This is a genomic window from Candidatus Rhabdochlamydia porcellionis (assembly GCF_015356815.2).
GTDB classification, from domain to species: domain Bacteria; phylum Chlamydiota; class Chlamydiia; order Chlamydiales; family Rhabdochlamydiaceae; genus Rhabdochlamydia; species Rhabdochlamydia porcellionis.
The window spans coordinates 537,561-560,304 of sequence record NZ_CP075585.1 but is presented as its reverse complement, the minus strand read 5'-3'; the positions used below and the strand labels follow the sequence as shown (position 1 = coordinate 560,304).

The window sequence follows — 22,744 nt, the reverse complement described above, 5'->3', positions numbered from 1 at the left end:
ATCTGATCTGTTTAACCTCCTAATGCTACATCTATGACCTTGTCTAAAAGTTATGAGCCTCAAGAAATCGAAAAGAAGTGGTATCTCTTTTGGGAAGAAAAACAATTTTTTAAAGCGGACCCAACCTCTGTAAAGCCCGCTTTTTGTATTTGTATGCCTCCACCTAATGTAACTGGTGTGCTACACATGGGGCATGCTCTTGTAAACACTCTGCAAGATATCTTAATTCGTTGGAAGAGAATGTCGGGCTATGAAACATTATGGGTTCCAGGAACCGATCATGCAGGAATTGCTACACAAACCGTTGTAGAGCGCCATTTACTAGCAACAGAAGGAAAGAAGCGTAAAGATTTTACAAGAGAAGAATTTTTCCAAGAGATCTGGCAATGGAAAGAAAGAAGTGAAAATCAAATTTTAAATCAATTAAAGAAATTAGGTTGCTCCTGTGATTGGTCTCGCCTTTGTTTTACTATGGATGAGAAGCGCAACCTAGCTGTTTGCACCTTGTTTAAAAAAATGTTTGATGATGGATTGATTTACCGAGGAGATTATCTAGTTAATTGGGATCCTATTTCACAAACAGCACTAGCTGATGATGAAGTAGAGTATGAGGAAAAAAGTTCCTTCCTCTGGTATATTAACTATTGCTTTGAAGATGCTCCAGAACAATTTATCACAGTTGCAACAACCCGTCCTGAAACAATGCTTGGTGATACTGCTCTTGCAGTATCTGCTCGCGATGAGCGTTATAAACACCTAATTGGTAAAAGAGTTATTGTTCCTTTTGTAAAAAGAAGTATTCCCATTATAGCAGACCGTCTTATCGACCCCTCTTTTGGAACAGGTGTTGTTAAAGTAACCCCTGCACACGATTTGAACGATTATCATATGGGACAAACACACAAACTCGATAGTATCAATATTATGACCCCTGATGGCCGGATTAATGAACAGGGTAAAGAATTCTTTGGTCTAACCATGCAAGAAGCACGGGTAGCTATTGTAGATGCCCTACAAAAAAGAAATCTTATCAATAGGATTGAGCCTCACAACCATCGCATAGGAATTTCTTATCGTTCAAAAGCAACTATTGAGCCTTATCTTTCCAAACAGTGGTTTGTCCGCGTTAGCCAATTTAAAGACCGCCTACGTCAAGTGGTAGAAGATAAAAAAGTACACTTGATTCCCCCTCATTGGGAAAATACCTATTTTCATTGGATTGATCATTTAAGAGATTGGTGTATCTCTCGTCAACTCTGGTGGGGTCATCGGATTCCCATTTGGTACAATAAAAACAACCCTGATCAGATTCTTGTGTTTGATGGCATGAATCTACCACTTGAAGTGCAAAAAGATCCTGATCATTGGTACCAAGATGAAGATGTACTCGATACCTGGTTTTCTTCAGCAATTTGGCCCTTTAGCACACTTGGTTGGCCTCATCAAACACAAGAGCTAAAAAAGTTCTATCCTAATTCTACTCTTATTACAGGCCATGACATTTTGTTTTTTTGGGTAGCACGGATGATCCTAATGGGAGAATATCTTTTAAATCAGCCGCCTTTTCCTGAGGTGTTTTTACATGGACTTATCTACGGAAAATCGTATTGGCGTCATCCAGAAAACGGATCTATTGCTTATTTAACACACGCAGAAAAACATCCTTTTGAGCTAGGACAAACACCTCCTTCAGAGATTCATTCTAAATGGGAAAAGATGTCTAAATCCAAAGGAAATATCATCGATCCTTTGGAAATTATCGATCTTTACGGAACAGATGCCATGCGCATGGGTCTTTGTGCAAGCGCTACACAAGCTCGTCAAATTGATTTAGATCGTCGTAAATTTGAAGAATGTAAAAATTTTGTGAATAAAATTTGGAATGGCGCCCGTTTTGTGTTTATGAATATCGAGGATTTAAGCGCAAATAATTTTGCTACAGGACTTGATTTATCTATCCTTACTTTAGAAGATCATTGGATATTTTCCTTGCTAAACCGCACTATTCAAAGTGTAAATGACTATTTAAAAGAATATGCTTTTGATAAAGCGCTTTCTACAGCCTATGATTTTTTCTGGAATCAATTTTGTGCTTACTATGTGGAATTGGTCAAACCCATCTTAATAGATCCTGCAAATGCTAGCAGAAAAAATAAACAAAAAATCCTCTCTTTGGTTTTACTTAGCTCTATTCGCCTACTACATCCTATAGCACCTTTTGTAACAGAAGAACTCTTTGATAAAATCAAGCAAAAACTCGCCTCTAAAGCAGATAGCAAAATAGATCCTTATACTCAAGAAGCTCTAGCAGCGCTTAATAGTTCTGCTTGTATCGTATCAAATTACCCACAAGCTATTCTAGAAGATATCCGTCCTGACGTGGAAGAAACATTTGCTTTCTTGGGCCAGATAACTCATGCTATCCGTACTATTCGAGCTGAAATGCAAATGCCACCAAATATGGCTATTGATCTATTTGTTCAAGCACCATTTCAAGATGAGCAAAGAAGTGCTTTAGAGAAAAACTGTAGTTTCTTAAAAGCACTTATCCGTATCCAATCCATTACCTTTACAGAAGAAACTCAAAATCTTCCCTTTAGCGCAGAAACGCTTGTTTGCTCCTTAAAATTGCAGATTCCTCTGCCACAAGAATTAAAAACTAAAGAAAAAATCCGTTTGGTTAAAGAAAAAGAAAAGCTTATCCAACAGCAAAATAAACTTCGTACGCAACTTTCTAATACAAATTTTCTTGAAAAGGCTCCTTCTTCTCTTGTAAGTACGCTAAAAGATAATCTCTTTCAAGCGGAAAAAAAACTTGAAGAAACCATAGAAAAATTAGACTGGCTAGAGCACTAATTAAAAACTCCAATCCAGATCTAGATTGATTTCATTTACCTTAGAGCCATATCCAAACCTGCCATCATAACCTAAAGACATACTAAAGCCACCTTGAGAAGAGAGCAGAAATTGTCCACTCACAAGAATTTGGTCTACTACTTCACTAAAACTAGTCACGGAAAAATTTGGTTCACAAAACGTACCTTTTCGAAACTTAGCGGTGTAGTGTCTACCTGTTAAAGGGGTTGTTCTAAGCCAACCTACGTTGACACTAGGGGCTAAACACATGCTGCAAAAGGTCCACTTTTTAACGAATTTCAGGTTAGCCAAAGAGCGTAAAAAGGCGATGTATTTTCTTTTTACGGCTAAATTTATAGAGTCAGCTCCTTTTTCATGAAAACTTTCTTGGAAAACGTTTAACTGGTCTAGTAAAATTTCTGGCTGTATGAAAAAGCCGCAAAAGGGTTGCAGTCTAAAGCCTATTAATGCAATTTCAGAAAGATCCCAAGTAATAGGATGGCTACTTGCTGTACGATCAATGCCTGGGAATACAATTTTTCGATCTACGTCGTAAAAACTGCCTGCTGCTAGAACTAGAAGATCAAAGTAAAAGCGCTCGCAATCATATCCTATACGAGGACCTAAATATCCTGAATCAGATTTAGCTTTGCCTACTTGATCTTTCCATCGTAAGTGGGAGCAGGAATAGCCAAGGCCAAAACCTAACTTCCAGTCATTGTTCAATACATGGTCTACTCCACCCACAACTCCATAGGTATGGTTGATAAATCCGGTGGCTTCTTGACTAATTTGAGAACGGTTATTTTGTGAGTGAACAAGTCCTATGGGATTAACCCAAATATTGGTGGAGTCGCAGGTATTATAGCAGTATGATCTTTGATTAACTCTGATAAAGAAACTGTTAGCAATGCTAAAGTTATTTTCTAATTCGTTTAAAGCAAACGCCCCAAATTGAGAAGGAGTTAATTTATTTAAAGCCTGTGCATACTGATCTGTGGGAAGAATAAGCAAGGCTTCTGCAACTGTATCAAGGTCGGTGTTAGCAAAATCAAAAGAGGAACAAAAGAGATAATCTGCCACAGATCCTGCATTACCGTTTGGTCTAGCAGGTAAAAGTATGGAAGAACCGAGAATCAAGAGTTGCGCTTGTGTAGGAAAGTAGTTAATAGCGTAATTAAGAGATCTAGTGCTAGAGGTGCTGCTAAATTGTCCTACAACAGATCCTGCAGTAAGAAAGGTATAAGTTGTGCCCTCTAAATACAGCCCAGGTTCTGGATCTACCTGCAGAGTTCCACCCAATGTCGCTGTTCCTGTAACATCGAGCAGATCTGCTGCTCCTGCTTCATTGATTTCTACGACAAGCTCTCCAGAAGCATTTTGCGTATAGTTTCCATTTATGGTTAATGTGCCAATGGAGTTACCCGGTTGCACACTACCACTATTGGTTACGGTGCCAGCTAAGATTCCACTACCACCGAGTATTGCATTAGGAGATACAGCAATGGTATTAGCACCGCCTCCTAAAAAACCATTTATTAAAAGAGTTCCTCCATCTACTACAACACCTCCGTGAAAATCAGGTGAATTACCTGCTAAAGTAAGTATACCCGATCCTTGTTTGGTAAAAGAACCAGTTCCTTGAATTAACCCTGGATATGTTGTAGAAATTGCTTGATTTACAATCAGGTTCTTTGATCCTAATAGAACTGTTGGATCACCACTACCTCTTAGAGCTGCAATCGTCTGTGCAGGAGTTGTAATATTCGAAATGTCCAATCTGGATAAATCATTCAATACAACCTCAGAAACAGAATTTAGAATACCTGTTCCAGCAAGATCTAATCTTAACCCTGAGTTAATAACCGTTTCTCCGGTATACGTATTGATGCCACTTAAGGTTAAAGATCCAAGATCGGTACCTATAAGAGCTCCACTTCCATCTATTAACCCTGATAGATTTAAGCTAGAAAAGAAAAAAGGAAGTTCAATAGAAACGTCTACAGGACTGTTCGCACCAAATATACGATAGGGTCCTGCAGTTCCATCAATGATTAGATGAGTTTGTGTAGATACAATAATGGTCCCTTGACGAGTAATGAGAGGTAAATTACTATTAAGGAAAATGATTTCAACATCCGAATCAAAATTAAAAGTAATTGTATTTGTTCCACTAGAAGCATTAAAATCAGTAATTGCTTGTCTAAGACTACCGGGTCCAGCATCTTGATTACTTGTAACCTGAAAATCAACCGCCCATAAAGGAGAAAAGCTTAGGGCGCTAAGTATTATAATTGTTATTACTCGCATCTTTTAACTCTCCGGTAAAAAAATAGTATATTAACACTAGCAAAAAATTTAATTAAAAACTCCAATCCAGAGCTAGATTTACCTCATTTATCTTAGAGCCATATCCAAACCTGCCATCATAACCTAAAGACATACTAAAGCCACCTTGAGAAGAGAGCAGAAATTGTCCACTCACAAGAATTTGGTCTACTACTTCACTAAAACTAGTCACGGAAAAATTTGGTTCACAAAACGTACCTTTTCGAAACTTAGCGGTGTAGTGTCTACCTGTTAAAGGGGTTGTTCTAAGCCAACCTACATTGACACTCGGAGCTAAACACATGTTGCACATAAGCCATTCTTTAGTAAATTTTAGATTGATTAATGAGCGCAAAAAGGAGGTGTATTTTCTTTTTACAGCTAAATCTATGGAATTAGCCCCGCTTTCTTGAAAGCTCTCTTGAAAGACATTCAACTGATCTAATAAGAACTCTGGCTGCACAAAGAAGTTATACAAAGGCTCTAATCTAAACCCTAATAACATAACTTCGGAAAGATCCCAAGTAGTGGGATGGCTACTTGCTACGCGAGATATCCCTGGAAATGCGATTTTTCGATCTACATCGTAAAAATTACCTGCTCCTAGTACAAGAAAGTCAAAATAAAAACTTCCACAATAATACCCTATGTAAGGGCCTAAATACCCTGAATCCGCTCTAGCTTTTCCGGCTTGATTTTTCCAATGTAAATGGGAATAAGAATAACCAAGGCCAAAACCTAACTTCCAATCGTTGCTAAATAGATGATCTACACCAGCTGTTACCCCATAAGTGTGATTGGTAAATCCCACAGCTTCCTGACCTAGTTGCAGACGGCTTTTTTGCGAATAGACAAGTCCTAATGGGTTGATCCAAATATGGGTAGATTCACAGGGATAGTAGCAGGCTCTTTGGTTTGCTTCTGTTACAAAAAAGCTATTTGCCATACTAAAGTTGTTTTCCAATTCGTTTAAGGCAAAGGCTCCAAATTGAGAGGGGGTTAATCTATTTAAAGCCTCTGCATACTGATTTGCAGGAAGTTCTAATAAGGCTTCTGTAACTGTAACAAGATCGGTATTAGTAAAGTCAAAAGAAGGGCAAAATAGATAGCCCACTACAGCCCCTGCATTGCCACTTGGTCTAGGTGGCGTTACAAAAAAATTACTAGGAATCAAGAGTTGGACTTGTGAGGGAAAATAGTTGATAGCGTAGTTCAGAGGCCTAGTGCTAAAGGTACTGCTAAATTGTCCTGTAACAGATCCTGCGGTAAGAAAGGTATAGGTTGTTCCTTCTAAATACAATCCAGGTTCAGGGCTTACTTGTAAGACTCCATTTAATGTGGCAGCTCCTGTAACAACAAGTAGATCTGTTGCTCCTGCTTCATTGATTTCTATGACAAGCTCTCCAGAAGCATTTTGCGTATAATTTCCATTTATGGTTAATGTGCCAATGGAGTTACCTGGTTGCACACTACCATTATTGGTTACATTGCCAATTGCTGTTCCAGCACCTCCAAATATAGCGTTATTATCTATAGTAAAGGTGCCTTCTAACCTACCATTTACTAGAAGAGTCCCTGCATCGATATTAACAGCTCCTGAAGAAAAGCCTGAAGAATCACCTGTTAAAGTCAGTATACCCGATCCTTGTTTGGTAAAAGAGCCAATTCCATCAATTACTCCTGGATATGTTGTAGAAATTGTCTGATTTACAATCAGGTTCTTTGATCCTAATTCAACTAATGCATTACCACTACCGCTTAAAGCTGCAATCGTTTGTACAGGAGCTGTAATATTCGCAATGTTAAATGTAGATGAATTCACTACAACCCCAGAAGCAGGATCTAGAGTCCCTGTTCCAATAAGAGCTAGTATTAACCCTGAGTTGATAATCGTTCCTCCAGTATAAGTATTGCTTCCTCTTAAGTCTAGAATTCCACCACCAGAACCTATAAGAGTTCCACTTCCATCCATTAACCCTAATAGATTCAAGCCAGAAGTAGAAGGAACTTGAATAGAAATGTTTGCAACGCCGCTTGCTCCAAATATACGATAAGGTCCTGCAGTTCCATCAATGTCTAGAGAAGTTCCTGAAGGCACAACAATAGTCCCTTGACGAGTAATCAGTGGTAAATCACTACCAAGAAGAATGTTTCCAATCCCCGAGTTAAAAATAATTGTATTTGTTCCACTAGCAGCGTTAAAATCAGTAATTGCTTGTCTAAGACTGCCGACTCCAGCATCTTGACTATTTGTAACTTGAAAATTATCCGCCCATAAAGGAGCAAAGCTTAGGGAGCTAAGCGTTATAGCCATTATTATTCGCATCTTTTAACTCTCCAGGAAAATCATATACTATTTTTTTTAAAAAATAAAAAAAATAGTATATTAACACCAGCAAAAATTTTAATTAAAAACTCACCTTAAGATAGCAAAAAGTTGGAAAAATGTGACACAAGACATTCTCGACATCTATACAGATTAAACTACTATGTAAACGACTTAAGTAGCAATGCGGACCGAATCTATGAAGCCTACCAAAAACGGTGGCATATAGAAGAATAGAGCTCTTTCGAAACTAGAAAATAAAGAAGCCTTTCCGTATAACTTAAAGAATCGGTTTTTGACCACGTCCCTTTTACCTCATAACTCTTGCTCCTACTTGCCCTTTGCCTTTTGGTAGCCGCTCCCTCTGAATAAAAATTTTGAGGAACCTCCTCGTCAAATTTCCAATTCTTTTAAGTTATTTCGATATAGTGAGAAATTTGTTTGTGAAATGATGTGTTATTAATAATTATAATATTATCTGTAATTATATAATTCATTATAATAAGGAAAATCTTTGATAAATAATGGTTGGGTAAGCTATATTTGTTGCCAAATAAGGGAGAAATATGAATACCTACGGTCTTTGTTCCATCAATATGGATACTTTTAATTTGAAATGGCACACAGATTATGTATATCCACGGCAGGTTAGAAATGCCGTAGTGACTCTTTTAAAGGTTCACAACCTTACTTTAAATATTTTAGGATATATTCCAGGAGTTTCTGTTGTTTCTGGTTGCTTGCGTATGGGAACAGGATTGCTGATATATGCAGTTGCCTGGGCTGTGGGCGAAAGAGATGCGATGCGAGGTGTTATCATAGCTCATTGGTATGACGAATGTTTGCTCACAGGGATTACTCAAATAGGAAGAGGCGTACTAGAAGCTTTTGTTCCATTTGGGTGGATTGCTAATGCTTCTCTTGATGCTATTGCTACTGTTTGGAACATAGGAAAAGAATTATACAATGCATCGGTGTGTATAGGTTGTATGGAATACATTAACCAAGGACCATATCCTGAGCCTAATTATCCTTTGCCTTTTTTATTACTGCATTTGGTATAAAACAATAGGAACTCTATGAGTTCACAATCCGTTCCTCTTTCTGATGTAGTGGGAGGCTATAGGCCAGTTCCTTAGATCCCTTTTCGAGATGAACTGATTGGGAAAAATGCGTTTTATAACCAGCCTGATTATTTAGAATATACACAAAGGGACTTAACTGCGAATAAATCTTTGCCTGTTGTTTATAAATGGAACATCGAACATAAAATTGTTAGAATTATAAAGCAAATTTTGGCAGTCATAATATTCCCAATAGGGATTTACAATCTTCTTCATATTCTTGCAGGTAAAGTCGCTTTACTCCCAGCCTCAAGTCCCACTCTTATGGGATACCCTGAAAATCATGCAAATGATAGTAGATCGAGTATTTCATTAGAAGGTGACTGAAAATATAAACGCATCACTACCGTATTTCTCGTTGTCTAAATCTTTTGCTTTTTCAAACTTCATTATGCCCTTATGTACTTTTAAGGACATTATTTTATACAAGGGTTTTTTTATTTTCTAGTTTTGAAAGAGCTCTAATAAAAAGCCAGGTGATAGTAGACAAAAAAAATTGGAAGATTATTTGCACTGCATTTGCAAATGGTAAGCGTCATGATTTTCGTTTATTTAAAGAATCCAAAGTAAAAATCCATCCCCATACCAAAATAATTACAGATACAGGATATCAAGGATTAAAAAAGCTTCATAAAAAAACACAAATGCCCAAAAGGAGAACTAAAAAAAATCCCCTAACAAGAGAAGATAAACGCAACAACCAATATCTAGCTAGAGAGCGCTCTATTAATGAAAATGTAATTGGCTTACTTAAGCGTTTTAAAATACTCTCTGATCGTTATAGAAATCGACGAAAACGTTTTTGCTTAAGATTTAATCTTATAGCTGGAATTTATAATTGGGAGCTTTAAAATTGAGTTATGCAAGAGATCTATTCTCTTTTGAAACTTCTCTCTTTCTTGATAGAAGGGTGTCTTTTTTTTAAAGTAATCTTTTAGTCTTTCTTCTTCGTGAAAGTTTAAAATTAAATTTCTATATGTTAATGGGTTTCGAAAGAGATTTATTATGAGAAGATATCTTTAGTGCGTAAGGTAAGTTAAAAACTCCAATCCAGAGCTAGATTGATTTCATTTACTTGAGAGCCATATCCAAACCTGCCATCATAACCTAAAGACAGACTAAAACCACCTTGAGAAGAGAGCAGAAATTGTCCACTCACAAGAATTTGGTCTACTACTTTACTAAAGCTAGTCACGGAAAAATTTGGTTCACAAAACGTACCTTTTCGAAACTTAGCTGTGTAGTGTCTACCTGTTAAAGGGGTTGTTCTAAGCCAACCTACGTTGACACTCGGAGCTAAACACATGTTGCACATAAGCCATTCTTTAGTAAATTTTAGATTGATTAACGAGCGTAAAAAAGAGGTGTATTTTCTTTTTACGGCTAAATTTATAGAGTCAGCTCCTTTTTCATGAAAGCTTTCTTGGAAAGCGTTTAACTGGTCTAGTGAAACTTCTGGCTGTATGAAAAAGTTGCAAAAGGGCTGTAGTCTAAAGCCTATTAATGCAATCTCGGAAAGATCCCAAGTAGTAGGATGGCTACTTGCTGTGCGATCAATGCCTGGGAATACAATTTTTCGATCTACATCATAAAAATTACCTGCGCCTAATACAAGAAAGTCAAAATAAAAACTTCCACAATAATACCCTATGTAAGGGCCTAAATACCCTGAATCAGATTTAGCTTTTCCTGCTTGATTTTTCCAATGTAAATGGGAATAGGAATAACCAAGGCCAAAACCTAGCTTCCAATCATTGCTAAATAGATGATCTATTCCAGCTGTTACCCCATAAGTGTGATTGGTAAATCCCACAGCTTCCTGACCTAGTTGCAGACGGCTTTTTTGCGAATAGACAAGTCCTAATGGGTTGATCCAAATATGGGTAGATTCACAGGGATAGTAGCAAGCTCTTTGGTTTGCTTCTGTTACAAAAAAACTATTTGCTATACTAAAGTTGTTTTCCAATTCGTTTAAGGCAAAGGCTCCAAATTGAGAGGGGGTTAATCTATTTAAAGCCTCTGCATACTGATTTGCAGGAAGTTCTAATAAGGCTTCTCCAATTGTGACAAGATCGGTATTAGTAAAGTCAAAAGAGGGGCAAAATAGATAATCCACTACAGCCCCTGCATTGCCACTTGGTCTAGCAGGTAAAATCAAAGAAGAAGCAAGAATAAAGAGTTGAGCTTGTGTGGGAAAATAGTTGATGGTGTAACTAAGGGGCCTAGTGCTAAAGGTACTGCTAAATTGTTCTGTAACAGATCCTGTGGTAAGAAAGGTATAGGTTGTTCCTTCTAAATACAATCCAGGTTCAGGGCTTACTTGTAAGACTCCATTTAATATGGCAGATTTTGTCACTTGAAGCAAGCTACTAGCTTTAAGCTCATCGATTTCTATATTTAATATTCCAGAAGCACCTTGGGTATAATTTCCATTTACGGTTAGAGTTCCACTCGAGCTACCAGGTTTAACCATTCCGTGGTTGATGACATTCTCTACAGATCCTATACCAGCTAACATTGCATTAGCAGATACCTCCACTTCTCCTCCCATCTTGCCTTTCATCATAAGAATGCCTTCATGAATAGAAACTGTACCTGTAAAACAGGAGCAATCATTTAGCATGGTTAACATCCCAGGTCCTTGTTTAATCAAGCTTCCATTCCCCATGATAATCCCCTCATAAGTCCCGGAACTTATTTGATCAAATACCAACTGAGCATCGCTGAAGATATTTCCTTGCAAACTATTTGTATTTCCTTGCAGAATTCCACCATGTACTTTAGTTCCTCCAGAGTAGGTGTTATCACCTGTTAACACAAGAGTTCCTAAGCCCTGTTTAATAAGAGCACCAGAGCCTTTGATTGCTCCTGCATAACTTGTATGATTAGAAGCTTCTTGAATCAGCGTTTTATCTCCTAAAACAATCTTTCCTCCTGTACCACTTAAATCACCTATGTTTTGGAATGAACCTGCAATGTTACTTATGTCAAAAACTCCTGCATGAATAGTAATAGCTCCTGTAGGAAAAAGCTCCCCGGATCCTGAAAGAGCTAATGTCCCAGCATGGATTGTTGTCCCTCCGGAATAGATATTAGTTCCACTCAAAATCAGTGCCCCATTACCTTGCTTAATAAAAGACCCTGTTCCACTAATGATTCCTACATAACTTGTGTCATTTTCAGCTGCCGTAATCAGCGCTTTTTCTCCTAAAAAAATATTTCCTCCTCCAATTAGCTCACCAATGGCTTGCGATGAAGCAGTGATGTTGCTGATATCAAAATTTCCTACGTTGATCATAACAGATCCAGTAGGAGATATGCTTCCTGATCCTGAAAGAGCTAATGTTCCTAAAGTGATTATTGTCCCTCCAGAATACGTATTGGGTCCTGTAAAAACCACTGTCCCTGTATTTTGTTTAGTTAAAATGCCAGATCCTGAGAGCACTCCATCATATATTCCTGTATATGCTTGATCAAACACTACAGAAGCATTATTTAAGATATTTCCTTGTAGGCTATTTGTACTTCCTTGTAAGACTCCAGCGTTAACCAAAGTCCCTCCAGAATACATGTTGGAACCTGCTAGGATTAATTTTCCCGATCCCTGTTTAACAAAAGCACCTGTTCCTCTAATGATTCCTGCATAACTTGTATAACTAGAATCTCCAACGATTAATGTATTAGCTCCTAATAAAATTTGACTTCCCTTAACCCCATTAATGCTTCCAATACTACGTGTACCATTAGCTTCTGCAATGTCAAAAATGCTATCTACTCCACTGAGAATAACCGGGTTATTTATTGCTAAAGAACCATTACCGGAAAGCGCAATTCGCCCAGAAGAAATCGTTGTTGCTCCAGTATAAATATGTACTCCACTAAGTGTAAGAGTTCCTGATCCTTGTTTAGTAAAAGAACCAGCTCCACTAATCACTCCTTCGTAAGTTGTATCATCAAGCGATCCTGCAATGAGCGTTTTTGTTCCTAAGGCAACTTTCCCTCCTACACCGCTTAAATTATAAATAGTTTGCGATGAAGCTGAAATAGAACTAATATCAAAGACCCCTGCATGAATATCGACAGATCCCATAGAAAGTAATCTTTCTAATAGAGTTAATCTTCCTGCATTAATCGTTGTTCCTCCAGTGTGGTTACTACCTTTTAAGATAAGTGTCCCTGTATTTTGTTTGATTACAGCCCCTGTTCCTGCAATCATTCCATTATATGTTCCTGTATCAGCTTGATCAAATATGACTAAAGCATCATTTGCAATATCTCCTTGCAGGCTCATTGTATTTCCTTGCAATCCTCCTTCAAGGACCGTAGTTCCTCCAGAATACGTATTCGTATTACTTAAGATAAGTGTTCCTGCACTTTTCTTAATTAAAGTGCCAGATCCTGAAATCACCCCAGTGTATTCGCCTAAATTAATTTGATCAAAAACAAGAGAAGAATTATTTACGATGTCTCCTTGTAAGCTGGTTGTATTTCCTTGTAAAACCCCTTCATTGACTATGGTTCCACCAACATAGGTGTTCTTTCCCATTAAGATGAGCGTTTGAGATCCTTGCTTAACAATAGAACCTGTTCCACTAATAGCCCCTCCATATTCTGTGGAAAGCCCTTCTTCTATGACCAATGTCTTTGCTCCTAAAACAATTTTTCCTCCAGATCCGCTTAAATTGCTAATTGTTTGAGCATCAGAGCTAATAGCACTAATATCCAACATTCCTTCAAAATTGATCGCTACTTTACCAGTAGGAGCTAAACTTCCAGATCCAGAAAGAGCTAATAAACCAGCAATAACCGCTGTTCCTCCAGTATAACTATTATTTTCCTCTAAAATGAGCTCTCCATTCCCCAATTTTACAAGAGATCCTGAATCTAGAACTCCTAATAAAGCCAAAGAAGAAAAAGGAGAAGTATTAACCCTAAAAGATTTATTCGATGGACTAAATATGCGATATTGATTTTTGCTCCCATCGATGACTAAAGAATCCTCAGTAGATGTGGTGAATTCTCCTTCCACTTCAATTGCAGGCAAATCGCTTAAAAGCCAAATCCTACCAAGGCCTGGATCAAATGTAATAGTATTTGGCTGAGAACTTCCTGAAGCATTTAAATCAATGATTGATTGTCTTAAACTCCCAGCCCCACTATCTGCATTATTTGTCACTCTAAAGTCAGAGCTCCATATAGATCTAGAGCTCAGAATCAAAATATGACAAGCTAAAAGCAATAGTGTCTTCATTTATTAATCTATTTCTATAAACAGTAAAATAGATCCAATAAAATAAGTAAAAATAAAATTCAAATAAAAAGCCTTCTTCCTTTCAGGAAGAAGGCCATGATGTGGTTTAATTAAGTGCTGCTTTTTTTTCTTGACTTAATAGCTGAAAAAAATGCTGGGCTTCCTTGCAAGCAATAGAAGATAGGCCAATTAATCCGATTAAATTGGGAAGAGTCATTAAGCCATTCATGATATCTGATAAAGGCCAGACTATTTCTATGCTCATAATGGAGCCTAAAAACACACAAAAGCAAAACAAGACTCGATAACTTTTTTGCAAAGATCCTTTGAAGAGAAACTCCATGCTTTTCTCTCCATAATAAGACCATCCAATAATGGTAGTGTAACCAAATAAGATGACTCCCAAAATCACAATCAATTCCCCTCCAGGAATGATAGAGCGAAAAGCCTGAATCACAAGAGCTACTCCATTGAGTGCTTCCCCATTTGCTCCTATTGTTCCTAAAACATCGGTTACCGAGATAACAAGCGCTGTAATTGTGCATACAACAAAACTAGAAAAAAACACCCCACTCATGGAAATCAAGGCTTGTCTTCCCGGTACATCGGTTTTTGCTGCTGCTGCTGCAATGGGGGCACTTCCCATGCCTGCTTCATTTGAAGAGATCCCTCTTGCTGCACCTAACTGGATTGCCATCATAACAGATGCTCCTAAGAAACCGCCAACTGCTGCTTGTCCTGTAAAAGCTGTTTGGATAATTGTTAAAAATCCCTCCCAAATGCGCTCATAGCGCACACATAAAATAAATAAACCTGAAACAATATACAAGAGAGCCATAATCGGTACTAATAAACTACTAATCTTAGCGATATTTTTAATACCTCCAAATAAAACAAAAGCTGTAAGAACCGCCATAATGATTCCAGGCCAAATAACCGAACAAGGAATAAGTTCAGTACAAGCTATTGCAATAGAATGTGCTTGTATGAGATTTCCCCCACAGAGAGTAGCTAGTAAACAGCAAATAGAGAAAATTACTCCTAACCATTTTAATTGTAGACCATTTGCTAAATAGTACATAGGTCCGCCGCACATTCTTCCTTTTTCATCTATCTCTCGATATTTCACTGCTAAAATGGCTTCAATGAATTTAGTCGCCATCCCTACAAGAGCAATCATCCACATCCAGAAGACGGCGCCAAATCCTCCTGTAACAATTGCGGTTGCAACCCCTGCAATACTACCGATTCCAATAGTTGCAGCTAATGCTGTCATTAGCGCTTGAAACTGGCTAATATCTCCTTCAGCATCTTGATCCGATCTAGTAAACGCTAATTTTAAGGAATAACCCAAATAACGAAACTGTATTCCCTTTAAACGAATCGTAAAAAATATTCCTACACCAATGAGTAGAAAGAATAAGATATAGCTCCACATCCATTTATCTAATTGATTTAAATACCAAACAAATACTTTATAAGTCATTTTCACCTTGGGTTATAAATTCTCAAGTACAACTTCTTTTGCGTTAGCAGTTGCGCGTTTTTTATACATATGCTAGGTTGAAACCAATGTTTTTCTGACCTAGAACTTTATGAAGCAAATACAAATACCCTCTCCTGCTATTTTAAAAAAGCAATGTCCTCCCTCTAAATCCGCACAAGACTTTCTTATGCAATCCAAAAAAAAAGCAAATGCGATTGCAGCAGCAAAAGATCCTAGCAAAGTGTTTTTTATTGGCCCTTGCTCTATTCATGACATCGACTCAGCTATTGCTTATGCTGAATGCTTTAAAAAACTTTGCTCTACTTTGAATAACAGCTGTTTTTTAGTCATGCGCGTTCATCTGCAAAAACCTCGTACAATTACAGGTTGGAAGGGTTTAATGTATGACCCTTACTTAGATGGGAGTAACGATATTCAAACAGGACTGCTCTGGTCTCGCAAACTTTTAACCACTCTTGCTGAAATGAATGTGCCTTGTGCAACAGAGTGGCTTGATCCCCTTTCTTCTTGCTTCTTAAGCGATTTAATTACTTGGGGATTCATCGGAGCTCGTACCTCTAGTTCTCAAGTACACCGTGAATTAGCCTCTAGTCTTTATTTCCCTGTAGGTTTTAAAAATCACACAGATGGTTCTTTAGAAGATGCCATTCATGGAGTTTTATCTGCTAAAGAGAAGCACACTTTTATGAGTATCAATCAAGACGGAGTTGCATGTGCCTTTCAATCTGTGGGAAATCCTCATACACACCTTGTTTTAAGAGGTTCTCATCAAGGAGTTAATTATAATTCCAAGTCAATCAAAACAGCCTTGAAAAAATTAGCTGCCGTTAATCTACCTCAGCGTATCATCGTTGACTGTGCACACGATAACTGTGAAAAACAATTTCAAAAACAAAAAGATGTCTTTGAATCTGTCTTAGAACAAATCTCAAACGGTAGACATGAAATTTTAGGAGCAATGATAGAGAGTCATCTAAAAGAAGGCAACCAAATTCTAAAGCCGGGTAAGTTAGAGTTTGGTCTTTCTATTACAGATCCTTGCTTAAATTGGGAAGAGACCGCTGAGTTGATTTCTCAAGCTAATTGTGTGATGTGCTAATCTTCAACCTTGATTAAATTTACCCATAATTGATGTTTACATTCTTTATAGACACAGCCATCTTCTGTGAGGATAGCCGCTTTATAGGTTAGAATTCCTCCTTTTTCCTCGTACGCACTATCAAACAACTGGTAATATTCATAATTGAGCTTATGCCTAATGGGGAAACAAACTCTTTGCTCTGTATGGTCCCAAAAGATCATATCTAACACAGCAACCGGGTTTAAAGCTAAAATTTCACTAGGTATACACCACTGAACAATTAACATTTGTCCAATAGGAGGAACTTCTTGTCTTGGATCAGGGGTCCCCACATGTGTACTAGCTAAATAGCGCTCATCTACCCATTTTTGCATAACAGATACGTAATAGGGCCCACAAGAACATAAACTCAGCAAAAGAAAAAACCCTATTCCTATTTGTAACATAATCTTCTATACTTAAATCCTAATAAATAAGGTTATCGATGGTAAAGCATTTAAAGCAAGCGGTCTCTGGAATTATCTTTTGCTCTGAGAAAAAAAAAATCCTCCTAATCAAAAGAAGGGACATTCCTGTTTGGGTACTTCCAGGAGGAGGCATGGAAGTGCAAGAAACCCCTGAAAAAGCTGTGATAAGAGAGGTCTATGAAGAAACAGGTTTAAGCGTACAAATTGTACGCAAAGTAGCTGAGTACTCACCAATAAACAAGCTTACCCAATTGACGCATCTATTTGAATGCTCTATTGTACAAGGGAATCTACAAACAGGCAGTGAGACTAAAGAAATTGGATTTTTTCTATCTTCCAAACTTCCTTTATTGCCCCCTCCTTATTTAAGCTGGATTCAAGATGCCTTATCCCATCGAGAATGCATTATCCAAAAAAAAATTGAAGGAGTGTCCTATCTTATTCTGTGCAAATTTTTATGCCTGCATCCGATTTTGGTTACTCGCTATCTGCTGACCAAAATAGGCATTCATATCAATACCTAAACCATCTTGCTAGGATTAATAGCAGCATCAAATTGTGCTTCTGTTAAAAACTCTAGCTGCATTGCTGCTTCTTTAAGGGAGATATTTTCTCGATATGCTTTAGAGACAACTTGTGCTGCTCTGTCATAACCAATGACAGGGTTTAAAGCGGTTGCTAACATCAGAGAGTTCTCTAAGTAATAGGCAATACGAGCTCTATTGGGTCGTATACCGCTTAAACATTTATCCTGGAAATTAAGAACTACATCAGACAGCAATTGAATGGATTGGAGCAGATTATAAATCATAACAGGTTTGAAAACATTTAGCTCAAAATTTCCCTGTGAACCTGCAAAGGTAATGGCTGTGTCATTCCCAAATACTTGTACAGCTACCATAGTCATTGCTTCACACTGAGTAGGGTTTACCTTACCTGGCATAATCGAAGAGCCAGGTTCATTTTCTGGTAAAATCAGCTCAGAAAGACCACATCTCGGACCTGATCCAAGCCAACGAATATCGTTTGCAATTTTCATTAAAGAACAGCTTAATCTTTTTAAAGCTCCACTCATCTCAACAATCGCATCATTTGCGGCCAAAGCCTCAAATTTATTAACAGCTGAAACAAATACAACCTGTGTTTGCTGACTAATCATCTCAACTACTTGCTTAGCGTAGTCAGGATGAGTGTTAAGCCCTGTTCCCACAGCGCTACCTCCAAGAGCTAGTTCTGAAAGAGGATTTAAGGCATTTTCAATAGTAGAAATTCCCTGTTTTATCTGCGTAGCGTATCCAGAAAATTCCTGTCCTAAACTTAAAGGGGCAGCATCCATAAGATGCGTGCGACCAACCTTAATAATTTTTTCAAATTCTTTTGCTTTCTGCTCTAAAGCACGATAAAACTTCTGCAGACTAGGAAGCAAATTTTGACAAATAGCAAGTTTTGCCGCAATATGCATAGCACTAGGAAAAACGTCGTTCGAAGATTGGGATTGATTTACATCATCATTAGGGTGAACTGGGTCTTTACTCCCCTTTTTTCCACCTAGTTTCACATTAGCGCGATTGGCAATCACTTCATTGACATTCATATTCGTCTGTGTACCAGAGCCCGTCTGCCAAATGACCAAAGGAAACTGATCATCCAAATCTCCTTTCAAGATTTCTTCGCACACGCTAACAATTGCTTTAGCTTTCTGAGAATCTAATAAACCTAACTTTTGATTTACTTTAGCAGTAGCAAGCTTTACTATCGTTATTGCACGAATCAAAGGCATAGGCATCTTCTCTGTTCCTATAGCAAAATTGGCTAAAGAACGCTGTGTTTGTGCTCCCCAATAACAATCCTCTGGAACTTCAACCTCTCCTAAAGAATCTCTTTCTCTGCGCATATACCTATCTCTTAAATTTCTAGACCTTTCTTGTATCTCAAGATCTGTAATTTAGGCAAACTGAAAAGAGGACTTAGTCTAAATCTTAGTGCCTCTCTTAAAAAGGATTCTAAACTTTTAAAGCCTTGTTACGTAAATAATCTTCTTGGAAATGAACACAGGTTGATTTATTTTCAATTTGAATTATTGTACAATCTAAACTAGTCCAACGTACTTGAAAAGCTTCAGCTGACACAGTAATCTCCCAACCATGATAAGGGTCTCTAAGCCTTACTTGTTGTAAATCTTCTGATACTTCATCAACTACAATAGAATGGCCTCCTGCTTTAGGATCTACAATGGAAACTATAGCAGACCCGTGGTTTAAAAGCTGGGTCTTAAGAGCTTTTAAAGAATTTAATGCAAGACGAGTAACTATTGGTTTAAATCCTGCAGCTCGAATAGCTTGCTTTATATTTTCGTTATCTCCAAGGTTACACATTGATAACCCATAAAAGTTAAATTTTCCTTTTTGATCTTTGATAAGCATAGCCGCAACTGCTGCTGTACATCCTCTTGTAGCTTGTTGTTGGATAATAGCTTTACCATTTTCAGTAAAATCCATATATACATCTTCTTCTTCTTTATACTTATTAAAGCATTTTCCAATTAGCTCTTGTTTGATCACAGCATGATGTTTAAGAATTTCTTCATCCTTAAAAAGACTACATGTCCTATAGATAGATACTACAATCGTTTTTCCTTGAGCATCTTTAGCCATCTCTATTGTATCTAATCGACCTATAGGGGGATATCTTCTAGAAAGCGAACTTTTAACTACCTGTTCATTCTGAAATATTTTTGGCAATCCTATTAGATATGAAGCACCTAAAAGCATAGTCATGGCTATCCGTATTTTATATTAGCAAAAATCTTTCTCAAAAATAAAATCTCGAGATTCTTAAATCAGTAAAAGAGCAAAGACAAACGCAAATAAGGAAAATGATTCAATAATTCCTAATGCAGCAAAGCATTTCCCAATAATTGCTGGTTGTTTAGCTGAGGCTTGAATACCTGATGCCGCGCATAATCCTTGGTAGATAGAAGAAAAAAGAAAGGCCATTCCAACAGATACACCAATACCAATACCAGAAAGAGGGGATAGTTCTCCTGAGACAATCTTAGCCTTCATTAGTAGCATCAAAACAAACCCATAAATTGCTTGAGAAGAAGCTACGGCAGACATACCAATAAACTGCCCGTGATTTTCTTCTACACGACTCATAACAGCATGAGACGCCATACCGCCAATTCCACAACCAATTGCACTTCCAGCACAGCCTAATCCTAAAACTAGTGCAGGTCCTACCATACTATAATCCATAAGTCTCCTTAATTTTCTTTCGATTTCAAATAGGTTAGAGGTTTAAATAAGCGCCCTCCTCCATCAAAGCAATAGTGGTACCATTCAATAAAATTGAGACGAAGCCCGTGAATAACACCCGCCATTAACCCAAGAAGAATGTTTATACTATGCCCTCCTAAAATAGGTATAAAGCCAAATAATCCAGCGCTTTTTCCTAGTTGATTAAATGTAGCTGCCATAATACTTCCAGCAAGTGCTAAGGCATATAGGCGCAAATAAGAAAGCACATCAGCAAACACTTCTAGAAGCTGTGTAAGGTACTTCAAGCCTTTTAAACCGTTTTGAATAAGCGCTAATACAATAGCTGTAATGATCCCGCTAAAAATCAACTGCAGGCCAATTTCAGCTCCTTGGGATTTACTGACTAGATGTAAAAAATGCAAAATGGTAGTGGCATTCAAGATGGAAGGAAAATATAAATAACCACCTATCATAAAAAGAACCCAGCCAATTCCTGCCCAGTTACGGAAAAAATACCGCATTAAGGAGCAAGAAATATGTACAATTCCCAATAGGATAGAAAAATCTAATAAAATATTCTTAGAAAAATCATCTGATACAGCATAGCTTGTTTTACCATCTTTATACTCAACTGCTTTTTCAATAATCTCTTTTCCGGTAACAACTCTTCTTATTTGAGGAAACTTTTCATCTAATTCCTTTTGTACATCATCATTTTGCTGCAGGTGATAATCTGCCTTTTTTACCACAAGTTTTTGAAGCGGAGAAATTCGCATAAGCCAATCATTTGGTTTGAGTTCTAATCCAAAGAAAGAAGCTGTACATACACCCCATAAAACACAGCTTGTTGCCAAAATAGTCGCTAATTTTAAAAATCTTCTTTTTTGTCCTTTAAGATTAGGGAATTTAAACCAACAAAAGCCTGCTAGGGCAAGATAGAGCAAACCATAACCTCCATCTGCAACAATGATGGAAAAAAAGAGTACAAAAAACCAAAATACCCAAGTAGAAGGATCTTTATCCGTGTGAGCTGGAATATCATACACGCGCACAAGATCTTCACCAATTCGAGCAACCCCTTTATTTTCCATATAAGTAGGAACTATCTCTTCTTTTTCTACAGTAATAGATTCACAGTGAATGGCCATATCACTGATTAAAGAATATAAGATGCGTACCTTGTTTTGAGGAATCCATGCTTCTACACAAAAGATAGAGTTTTCTAAAGGATATTGAACCGTGTTTTTAGCTTGTTCTAAGTGATAGGCGTTCAGATATGCAATTAGCGCTTCTTGCAGAAAAGGCTGAAAACATGCGGATTCTCTAAGTTCTTTTTCTATTTTCTGCAAGGACTGTTTATTCTCTTCTAGCTCTTCTTTTAAAATGCCTACTGGTTTATCCACGCGCATCTCAATCATATGAGGATAGCTAACAGGATCTGCATGAATAGCCATAAAATAATCTAGATCGTATTCGGTATTCAGATAAATCAATCCTTCATCTGGTGGATTTTCTTCGCGTTTGAGCGTTTTCATGCAAAAAAACTGAATCATTTTTTTGGCTTCTGTCTCAATATACGCAATATCTTCTTTAGAAAAATCCCCTAATGGAGAAACCCTTGCGATTTCCAATCTAATCATGCGCATCTGCTCTGATAAGCGCTCTATCTCTTTTTTTAAATAAATAATATAAAGAGCAATCTCTTCTGCGGACTGTTCTATATCTTTTGATTGACCTATAGGATTGAGTTTGCGCAATATGCGGATTGCATCGATAAAACACTGCATTTCTTTAGGAAATGCGCTAAATGTTTTGTTTTTTCCTGGGATAAATTCCAATACCCCTTGCTGCTGTGCTTTTTTTAAAAAGGTATCAAGATCCTCTTGCACCCCTAGAATCAGATATTTTTTCATAGGAATAATCATGCGTTAACCTCAAGAGAACGTTGATAGATCTTCTTCTTTGCTATCTTAGCTTGAGATACCGCTGCCAACTGCTGGTCATTTAAAAATATCTTAATTTTTCTAATATTGCTTTGAGCTCTTGGGATTAAAATCTTTTCAAAAAGATTCACGCGAATCGAAACTTCTTTTAACTCTTTTTCAAGAACTTGTTTTTTTTGCTTAGCCACCTGTACTCTTTCTCTAGAAATAATCAAATCTCTGATATTATTTAATACGGATTCAAACCAAAGAGGTGTATCAAATAAAGAGTATTGCGTTTTTTCAAAATCTATTTCCCCTAGTTTAGGAACATTAATTCCTGCAATATTGTCATAAAGGACTTCTCTATTTTGAATCTGCGTTGCACTAACTAATCGATCAAAACTCGGATCGGTAAATAACTGCGCATATTTCTGCGCTTTTCCCTGTTTAACCTCTAGATGAAAAATGAACCGATCTATTTCTAAAGCAGCATTACTCACCTCTAGTTGCAGCATCGATTTCTTCATCTGCAGAGTTGGTAAATATTTTCGCAACTGTTCTAGTTTGAGTTGCTGTATACGCAACTCCATTTTGGTAAGTTTTATTTCAGCCACAACAC

The 22,744-nt window shown here is 37.4% G+C and carries 14 protein-coding genes and 1 pseudogene; 5 read left to right on the top strand and 10 right to left on the bottom strand.

The genetic code is table 11. The features are described 5' to 3' along the window. The first annotated feature begins 33 nt into the window (after nucleotides 1-33). Nucleotides 34-2,856 (top strand): valine--tRNA ligase, encoded by a 2,823-nt coding sequence (locus RHAB15C_RS02570; protein ID WP_194845792.1) that lies wholly within the window; start codon nucleotides 34-36, stop codon nucleotides 2,854-2,856. On the opposite strand, the gene RHAB15C_RS02565 is transcribed toward RHAB15C_RS02570, so the two are convergent. Both RHAB15C_RS02565 and RHAB15C_RS02560 read right to left on the bottom strand, forming a co-directional pair. Next, nucleotides 2,857-5,166: an autotransporter outer membrane beta-barrel domain-containing protein gene (locus tag RHAB15C_RS02565; protein WP_220716072.1), complete on the bottom strand. Its 2,310-nt coding sequence runs from the start codon at nucleotides 5,164-5,166 to the stop codon at nucleotides 2,857-2,859. It lies immediately after the preceding gene. A gap of 52 nt (nucleotides 5,167-5,218) precedes the next feature. Then, nucleotides 5,219-7,510, bottom strand: a complete 2,292-nt coding sequence (locus tag RHAB15C_RS02560) for an autotransporter outer membrane beta-barrel domain-containing protein (RefSeq protein WP_194845285.1) — start codon at nucleotides 7,508-7,510, stop codon at nucleotides 5,219-5,221. 566 nt (nucleotides 7,511-8,076) lie between these two features. Between RHAB15C_RS02560 and RHAB15C_RS02555 the strand changes: the two genes are divergently transcribed. Continuing rightward, nucleotides 8,077-8,574 carry a hypothetical protein gene (locus RHAB15C_RS02555; RefSeq protein WP_194845286.1) on the top strand — a complete coding sequence of 166 codons (498 nt, stop codon included), beginning with the start codon at nucleotides 8,077-8,079 and terminating at the stop codon, nucleotides 8,572-8,574. Nucleotides 8,575-9,098: 524 nt separating this feature from the next. Next, nucleotides 9,099-9,485 (top strand): annotated as a pseudogene (locus tag RHAB15C_RS02550) (transposase family protein); the annotation flags it as partial. 185 nt (nucleotides 9,486-9,670) lie between these two features. On the opposite strand, the gene RHAB15C_RS02545 reads toward RHAB15C_RS02550, so the two are convergent. Together RHAB15C_RS02545 and RHAB15C_RS02540 are read right to left on the bottom strand one after the other, a co-directional pair. Continuing rightward, entirely contained in the window at nucleotides 9,671-13,885 is a 4,215-nt protein-coding gene (locus RHAB15C_RS02545; protein ID WP_194845288.1) for an autotransporter-associated beta strand repeat-containing protein, read from the bottom strand. Between the two features lie 106 nt (nucleotides 13,886-13,991). Beyond that, complete coding sequence (locus RHAB15C_RS02540; protein WP_194845289.1) at nucleotides 13,992-15,371, bottom strand: alanine/glycine:cation symporter family protein; 1,380 nt, start codon at nucleotides 15,369-15,371, stop codon at nucleotides 13,992-13,994. Between the two features lie 109 nt (nucleotides 15,372-15,480). Between RHAB15C_RS02540 and RHAB15C_RS02535 the strand changes: the two genes are divergently transcribed. Further along, nucleotides 15,481-16,491, top strand: coding sequence for a 3-deoxy-7-phosphoheptulonate synthase (locus RHAB15C_RS02535; RefSeq protein WP_194845290.1), 1,011 nt, complete (start codon nucleotides 15,481-15,483; stop codon nucleotides 16,489-16,491). On the opposite strand, the gene RHAB15C_RS02530 is transcribed toward RHAB15C_RS02535, so the two are convergent. Next, a complete protein-coding gene (locus RHAB15C_RS02530) occupies nucleotides 16,488-16,919 on the bottom strand; it encodes a hypothetical protein (RefSeq protein WP_194845291.1) in 432 nt (143 codons plus the stop codon). The two genes, RHAB15C_RS02535 and RHAB15C_RS02530, sit on opposite strands and share 4 nt — an antisense overlap. A 38-nt stretch (nucleotides 16,920-16,957) precedes the next feature. Between RHAB15C_RS02530 and RHAB15C_RS02525 the strand changes: the two genes are divergently transcribed. Then, nucleotides 16,958-17,464 (top strand): NUDIX hydrolase, encoded by a 507-nt coding sequence (locus tag RHAB15C_RS02525; protein ID WP_194845292.1) that lies wholly within the window; start codon nucleotides 16,958-16,960, stop codon nucleotides 17,462-17,464. On the opposite strand, the gene fumC is transcribed toward RHAB15C_RS02525, so the two are convergent. From fumC to RHAB15C_RS02500, 5 genes are all read right to left on the bottom strand, one after another. Next, entirely contained in the window at nucleotides 17,461-18,834 is a 1,374-nt protein-coding gene (gene fumC, locus RHAB15C_RS02520) for a class II fumarate hydratase (protein ID WP_194845293.1), read from the bottom strand. The genes RHAB15C_RS02525 and fumC overlap by 4 nt on opposite strands. Before the next feature lie 109 nt (nucleotides 18,835-18,943). Beyond that, nucleotides 18,944-19,717 (bottom strand): hypothetical protein, encoded by a 774-nt coding sequence (locus RHAB15C_RS02515; RefSeq protein WP_194845294.1) that lies wholly within the window; start codon nucleotides 19,715-19,717, stop codon nucleotides 18,944-18,946. Nucleotides 19,718-19,774: 57 nt separating this feature from the next. Then, complete coding sequence (locus tag RHAB15C_RS02510) at nucleotides 19,775-20,197, bottom strand: ATP synthase subunit C (protein WP_194845295.1); 423 nt, start codon at nucleotides 20,195-20,197, stop codon at nucleotides 19,775-19,777. 8 nt (nucleotides 20,198-20,205) lie between these two features. Continuing rightward, entirely contained in the window at nucleotides 20,206-22,125 is a 1,920-nt protein-coding gene (locus RHAB15C_RS02505; RefSeq protein WP_194845296.1) for a V-type ATP synthase subunit I domain-containing protein, read from the bottom strand. Further along, complete coding sequence (locus RHAB15C_RS02500; RefSeq protein ID WP_194845297.1) at nucleotides 22,122-22,739, bottom strand: V-type ATP synthase subunit D; 618 nt, start codon at nucleotides 22,737-22,739, stop codon at nucleotides 22,122-22,124. Before RHAB15C_RS02500 ends, RHAB15C_RS02505 begins: the two co-directional genes overlap by 4 nt. Between the last annotated feature and the right edge of the window lie 5 nt (nucleotides 22,740-22,744).